General features: G+C 70.8%; 2 protein-coding genes. One reads left to right on the top strand and one right to left on the bottom strand.

Annotation, left to right across the window (positions count from 1 at the left end; all coding sequences use genetic code 11):
* Positions 1–370: carbohydrate kinase family protein (locus tag ELR45_RS39555; protein WP_240760223.1), on the top strand; the 370-nt coding region annotated here is incomplete at its 5' end.
* 68 nt (positions 371–438) lie between these two features.
* Here the strand turns inward: ELR45_RS39555 and ELR45_RS29405 are convergent.
* Positions 439–1,096, bottom strand: a 658-nt coding sequence (locus tag ELR45_RS29405; protein ID WP_205857509.1) for a class I SAM-dependent methyltransferase, incomplete at its 5' end; no start/stop codon positions are given.

The raw sequence follows: 1,096 nt of genomic DNA, 5'->3' as shown, positions 1-1,096 counted from the left end.
GCGGGTTGGCCCGGCATTCATCGACTGGGTTCGCGGCGTCGACATCCTCTTCGCGAACGGCGCCGAGGCCCAGGCGCTCGTCGGTTGCCGTTCAGGAGATGCGGGGCGGCAAGCGGCCGAACTGGCGGGCCTCGTGAGCGGGGCAGCGGTCGTCAAGCTCGGCGCGGACGGGGCCCTATGGTCCGATGGCGAGCAGGTGGTGGGACAGGACACGGTCGCCGTGCCTGTCGTCGACGCTACCGGCGCCGGCGACGCGTTCGCGGCGGGCTTCCTCGAGTCGTGGACGCGCGCGATCACCGATGTAGAGGCTGCGCTCGCGGCCGGCTGCGCGCTTGGCGCGGATGCCGTAGGCCGCGTCGGCGCCCGCTAGTGCCACGACCGGGGAATGTTCTCGGGCATGGCAGCCACGCCAGCGGCCGGCGTTCTTGCCTGGGCGTTCTACCGCACTAGCTCGAACTCCCAGATGATGGTGATCCTGGTTCCGGCACGCGCGGCGCGGTCCGCCTCCGGCACCATCTCGGCCAGGCTCCAGGGCCAGACGTGCCACGGGCCGACGTCGGTCGCGGCGTCCGGGACCGGGCCTTCCACGCCGAGGGGATGTCGTGGCTCCTCACAACGGCGTACCTGGAGTCCCGCAGGGAGCGCCGCTCGCACGTAGTCCCCGGCGAGGTGACGGTACGCCGGCAGGCGCCCTCGCTGGCCGTCGGGCAGCACGACGGCCGGGAGAGAGCCCAGGAACACCGTCTCGTGGTGGGCGTCGGAGACGACCAGCCGCCCGCCGGGACGCAGGACTCGGGCGAACTCGGCCATCACCGGTCCCAGGTCGCTCACGTGAGTCAGCGCCAGACTACAGACGACGAGATCCATTGCGTCGTCATCAACGGGTAACCGGTGCAGGTCACCCTCTCGGAACTCGGCGTCCGGCACTCGGTCGAGGGCCTTGGCCAGCATGTCGGGCGAGCTGTCCACGCCGATGACCCGATGGCCTCGATCCACCAGGTACTCTGCGTACCTTCCGGTGCCACAAGCGGCGTCGAGCGCGGCGCCTGCCGGACGATCGTCGATGATCTCTCGCACGATCGGTTCCTCGAAGGCG

It is taken from the genome of Phytoactinopolyspora endophytica (assembly GCF_004138495.1).
Lineage (GTDB): Bacteria > Actinomycetota > Actinomycetes > Jiangellales > Jiangellaceae > Phytoactinopolyspora > Phytoactinopolyspora endophytica.
The sequence above is the reverse complement of the archived record's forward strand: the minus strand, read 5'-3'. Positions and strand labels throughout refer to the sequence as shown.